5 protein-coding genes and 1 riboswitch are annotated in these 4,956 nt (G+C 66.6%); of the genes, 3 read left to right on the forward strand and 2 right to left on the reverse strand.

The features are described 5' to 3' along the window. Positions 1–417: SH3 domain-containing protein (locus ACFP9U_RS23840; protein WP_378625257.1), on the reverse strand; the 417-nt coding region annotated here is incomplete at its 3' end. 160 nt (positions 418–577) lie between these two features. On the opposite strand from ACFP9U_RS23840, the gene ACFP9U_RS23845 reads away from it, so the two are divergent. Further along, positions 578–1,396: a lytic murein transglycosylase gene (locus tag ACFP9U_RS23845; RefSeq protein ID WP_378625258.1), complete on the forward strand. Its 819-nt coding sequence runs from the start codon at positions 578–580 to the stop codon at positions 1,394–1,396. A 139-nt stretch (positions 1,397–1,535) separates the two neighbouring features. Here ACFP9U_RS23845 and ispG read toward each other — a convergent pair whose 3' ends face one another. Next, complete coding sequence (ispG, locus tag ACFP9U_RS23850) at positions 1,536–2,801, reverse strand: flavodoxin-dependent (E)-4-hydroxy-3-methylbut-2-enyl-diphosphate synthase (RefSeq protein ID WP_378625260.1); 1,266 nt, start codon at positions 2,799–2,801, stop codon at positions 1,536–1,538. Positions 2,802–3,007: 206 nt separating this feature from the next. Continuing rightward, positions 3,008–3,129, forward strand: a riboswitch (TPP riboswitch). 41 nt (positions 3,130–3,170) lie between these two features. Between ispG and thiB the strand changes: the two genes are divergently transcribed. Both thiB and ACFP9U_RS23860 read left to right on the forward strand, forming a co-directional pair. Then, complete coding sequence (gene thiB, locus ACFP9U_RS23855; protein ID WP_378625261.1) at positions 3,171–4,172, forward strand: thiamine ABC transporter substrate binding subunit; 1,002 nt, start codon at positions 3,171–3,173, stop codon at positions 4,170–4,172. Then, positions 4,148–4,956, forward strand: an 809-nt coding sequence (locus ACFP9U_RS23860; protein WP_378625264.1) for an ABC transporter permease subunit, incomplete at its 3' end; no start/stop codon positions are given. The genes thiB and ACFP9U_RS23860, both read left to right, overlap by 25 nt.

Here is a 4,956-nt window from a genome sequence, read left to right on the forward strand (position 1 = left end):
GGGGCCGCCGATGAGCGCGCCCGCCACGGCGCCGGTTGCCCCGCCGGCAAGTGCGCCGCTGCCGTCATCCGTGCTTGCCGTGGTCTCATACGTCACGGTCGGAATTTCGGCCTGCGCCGGGCGCTCGGACAGGATGATCTGCTCCTGGCCGGCAACACTCGCCGTCAGATAGTCCGAATAAGCCCAGCCTTCGGTGCCGGCATGGGTGACCTGGCACCATTTGCTGCCTTCGAGACAGCCATTGATGGTGGCCTGCTCATTGGCTCCGATCACGCCGATGACGTTGTGTTGCGGCCCCGGGCCGGAGCGTATGTTCAGGTCCGTGGTGGCGGTGGCGGACATCTGGGCCGCCGCGACGCCGGTGAATGCAAACAGGGCAACCGCTGCGGTCGCCGCCTTCAGATTCGAGTGTTTCATTCTCGGTCTCCTTCAATCTCTCCCCGCTTCGCGGCATACGAACAAAATAAGCGTGGTTTCGTTCCCGAAAGGAGCAGTGCGTAGCCGTGCGCCGGTAAAGGTGATCGCAATCATTTTCTGCTATGACCGGCGAAACGAGCGGGTTTTTTGGGAGAACGGCATGGTTTCAGCAGGCAGGGGACGATTTCTCGCGGCGGTGGCGGGCGCCGCCTTGCTTCTTCTGGGTGGTGCTGCGTTTGCCGCGCCCTGCGGCGACGGTGCCGGGGGGTTCGAAAACTGGAAATCACAGTTCGTCCAGGAAGCATCGCAGCACGGGGTCTCCCCCGGGGCGCTCGATGCACTCATGCGCACCCGCTACGCCTCGAAGACGATCGCGGCCGATCGCGGGCAGAAGAGCTTCAAGCTGACGCTGGACGCCTTCATGCAAAAGCGCGGGGCGGATGCCATCATTTCGCGTGGCAGGCGCATGAAGGAACGCCATGCCGGGCTGCTCGCCTCGCTCGAGCGCCAGTACGGCGTGCCCGCCGGGCCGCTTCTCGCCATATGGGGCATGGAAACCGGCTTCGGCAGTTTCCTCGGCAACCAGAACATCCTCTCGGCGGTGGCGACACTCGCCTATGATTGCCGGCGTTCGGAGTTCTTCACCGGCCATCTCTATGCCGCGCTGGCGCTCGTGGAGCGCGGCATGCTCGACCCTGCCGCGGTCGGCGCTGCGCATGGCGAAATCGGCCAGACGCAGTTCCTGCCCGGCAATGCGCTGCGCTACGGCGTCGACGGCGACGGCGACGGACGCGTCGACATGATCGGTTCGATCCCGGATGCGCTGGCTTCGACGGCCAATTTCCTGCGTGCCCATGGCTGGCAGCCCGGCGCGGGATACCAGCCGGGCGAACCGAGTTTCGTCGCGCTGCAGGGCTGGAACGCGGCAAGCGTCTACCAGCAGGCCATCGCCATCATCGGCCGGGAGATCGACGGGTAAGGGGTCGCGTTTAGCAGTATCCCATCCTGTCGCGCGTCATCCCGGAAAACCGCAGGTTTGTCCGGGACCCACTCCGGAACGCGGACGGCCTGCGCTCTCGCTCCGGCTTCCGGGATGACTGCTAGCCGCCGTGCGACGGCTACTCCGCCGCGGCCCGACCGGCGCCGAATCGGCGTTCGATGTAGTCGGCCACCATCTTCTCGAACTCGGCGGCGATATTGGCGCCGCGCAGCGTGGCGGCCTTTTTGCCGTCGATGAAGACGGGAGCGGCCGGCGTTTCGCCGGTGCCGGGAAGCGAGATGCCGATATCGGCGTGCTTGGATTCGCCGGGCCCGTTGACGATGCAGCCCATGACGGCGACCTGCAGCGCTTCCACGCCGGGATATTTCTCGCGCCAGACCGGCATGTTCTTGCGGATATCGTCCTGGATCTTCTGCGCCAGCTCCTGGAAGACGGTCGACGTCGTCCTTCCGCAGCCCGGGCACGCGGCCACCACGGGCAGGAACTGGCGGAAGCCCATGGTCTGCAGCAGTTCCTGGGCGACCTGCACCTCGCGGGTGCGGTCGCCGCCGGGTTCCGGGGTGAGCGAGATGCGGATCGTGTCGCCGACGCCCTGCTGCAGCACGATCGCCATCGCCGCCGAGGAGGCGACGATGCCCTTGGTGCCCATGCCGGCTTCCGTCAGGCCGAGATGCAGCGCGTGGTCCGAGCGGCGCGCAAGTTCGGTGTAGACGGCGATCAGATCCTGCACCTGGCTCACCTTGGCCGACAGGATGATGTGGTCGCGCGGCAGGCCGATCTCTTCGGCCAGCTCCGCCGAAAGCAGCGCCGACTGCACGATGGCTTCGCGCGTGACCTCCTGGGCCGTCATGGGCGAGCCCTTTTCCTGGTTCTCGTCCATGAGCCGCGTCAGGAGTTCCTGGTCGAGGGAGCCCCAGTTGACGCCGATGCGCACCGGCTTGTCGTGCCGGATCGCCGTCTCGATAATTGCCGCGAACTGCCGGTCCTTCTTCTCCCTGAAGCCGACATTGCCGGGATTGATGCGGTACTTGGCGAGTGCCTCGGCGCAGGCGGGGTGGTCGGCCAAAAGCTTGTGGCCGATATAGTGGAAATCGCCGACCAGGGGGACGTTGTGGCCGAGCCGCTCGAGCCTTTCGCGGATCTTCGGCACCGCGGCCGCGGCCTCGTCGCGGTCCACCGTGATGCGCACGATCTCCGAGCCCGCGCGGTGGAGGGCGGCGACCTGGGCGACGGTGGAATCTACGTCTGCGGTGTCCGTGTTGGTCATGGACTGGACCACGACCGGGGCGTCGCCGCCAACGACGACGCCGCCGATATCGACGCCGACGGCGCGTCGGCGCGAGAAGGGAGAGGAAAAGTAGCCGGAGACGGCTGCGGCGGTCATGGACCTGCGCCCCATGTTCAACGCGTTGCCCGTGAGGTGGCGAAGCGGCGCGCAAATGTCAATGGTGCCGTGCGCGGCGGGGCGCATGGCCGGGCCGGCAGAATGGGCGGTTTCCGCCGCCCCTTCCCTCCTTGGCGCGCAAAAGTACTGCGGCCCGTGCTCGCCGGGGCACCTTGCTTTACGCGGCGACGCGCTCTATTTTCGCGCCTGCTCTAACGGGGTGCCGGCCGCATGCGGCGGTTCGGCTGAGAGGCGATACGGCTTTGCCCGCCAACCCGCTGAACCTGATCCGGCTCGCACCGGCGGAGGGATTAGACGCTGAACCGTCAGGCGCCTCATTCCCCTGGAACCAATGAGAGGAGGCGTCCTATGCGTTTGTTGCTTGCCTGTCCTGCCCTTGTCTTCGGCCTTCTCGCGATGAACAGCGGACACGCGCAGGAGACCCTGACCGTCTACACCTATGACAGTTTCACCGCCAAGTGGGGCCCCGGCCCGCAGGTGGAAAAGGCGTTCGAGACCGCGTGCGGCTGCGACCTCGAATTCGTGTCCGTGGCCGACGGCGTGGCACTCCTCAACCGGGTCCGGCTGGAGGGCGACGGGACGCAGGCCGACATCGTCTTGGGGCTCGACACCAATCTCATCCACGCGGCGAAGGAGACCGGGCTTTTCGCCCCCCACGGCATCGATCCCGGCAGGATCGAGGTACCCGGCGGTTTCGAGGACGATGTCTTCGTGCCCTACGATTACGGTTACTTCGCCTTCGTCTACGACACGGAAGCGATCGAGGCACCACCGCAAAGCCTGAAGGAATTGGTGGAATCCGGCAGCGATCCGAAGATCGCCATCCAGGATCCGCGCACTTCCACCCCGGGCCTCGGTCTTCTCCTGTGGGTGAAGGCGGTCTATGGAGACGAGGCGGCGGACGCCTGGGAAAAGCTGCGCGACAATGTCGTGACCGTCACGCCCGGCTGGAGCGAATCCTACGGCCTGTTCACCAGCGGCGAGGTGCCGATGGTGCTTTCCTACACCACTTCGCCCGCCTATCACCGCATTGCCGAGGATACGGACCGCTACCACGCCGCCGGCTTTGAGGAAGGGCACTATCTCCAGGTGGAGGTCGCCGCGCGGACGGTGAAGGGGGCCGACAATCCGCTCGCCGAAGAGTTCCTTTCGTTCATGACCGGTCCCGGCTTCCAGGACATCATTCCGGAGACGAACTGGATGTTCCCGGCAGGCGAGACTTCCGAACAGTTGGACCCGGTTTTCGATGAATTGGTAGAGCCCGCCGAGACCCTCCGGTTCTCGCCGCGCGAGGTCGCCGAAAACCGCGAAGCCTGGGTCGACGAGTGGCTGTCCGTGATGAGCCGGTAGCGCCGTTTCTGGCGGGGCGAGGCCGTGTTGCGGCCGGCGCGCTGGCGCTGGCGGCGATCGGCGTTCTCATCGTGGGTGCCTTTTTCGGGCTTGCCCGGGAGGGTGTTGTGGACTGGCGCGGCGCGCTCGACGCCTTCGACGGCTACCTTTTGCGCGTGGCGCGTTTCACCTTGTGGCAGGCCGCCCTGTCGACGCTGCTGTCGGTTGTCCCGGCGATCCTCGTCGCGCGCGCTCTGGCGCGCCATCCGCGCTTTCCCGGGCGCGCCTTCATTCTCCAGCTCTTTGCGGTACCCCTGGCGCTGCCGGCGATCGTCGCCGCCCTCGGCGTGCTGGCGCTTTATGGGCGTGCGGGTTATTTCGCACCCTTCTTTTCGGCCCTTTCGGGCGAAGGCTGGCCCGGCATCTACGGGCTTTCCGGCATTCTCGTCGCTCACGTCTTCTTCAATCTGCCGCTTTCGGCACGTCTCTTCCTGGGGGCGCTCGAAGCCGTGCCGGCCGACCAGTGGCGGCTTGCCGCACAACTGGGCATGGGGCCGCTCGCCGCCTTCCGCTTTGTCGAGTGGCCGGCCCTGCGCGCCGCCCTGCCGGGCGTAGCCGGCCTTGTCTTCATGCTGTGCGCCACCTCCTTCACGATCGTGCTGACGCTCGGCGGCGGCCCGCGCGCGACCACGCTGGAAGTGGCGATCTACCAGGCGTTGCGCTTCGATTTCGATCCGGCGCGCGCCATCGCGCTCACCCTGGTGCAAATCACGCTGACCGGGCTGATCGTCGCCGGGCTCGCGCG

The sequence above is a fragment of the Nitratireductor sp. GCM10026969 genome (genome assembly GCF_042660605.1).
GTDB lineage: Bacteria > Pseudomonadota > Alphaproteobacteria > Rhizobiales > Rhizobiaceae > Chelativorans.

Excerpts from the sequence above, each read along its gene's own strand:
- ispG (WP_378625260.1), bottom strand. The coding sequence starts at position 2,801 with ATGACCGCCGCAGCCGTCTCCGGCTACTTTTCCTCTCCCTTCTCGCGC.
- thiB (WP_378625261.1), top strand. The coding sequence starts at position 3,171 with ATGCGTTTGTTGCTTGCCTGTCCTGCCCTTGTCTTCGGCCTTCTCGCG.
- ACFP9U_RS23845 (WP_378625258.1), top strand. The coding sequence starts at position 578 with ATGGTTTCAGCAGGCAGGGGACGATTTCTCGCGGCGGTGGCGGGCGCC.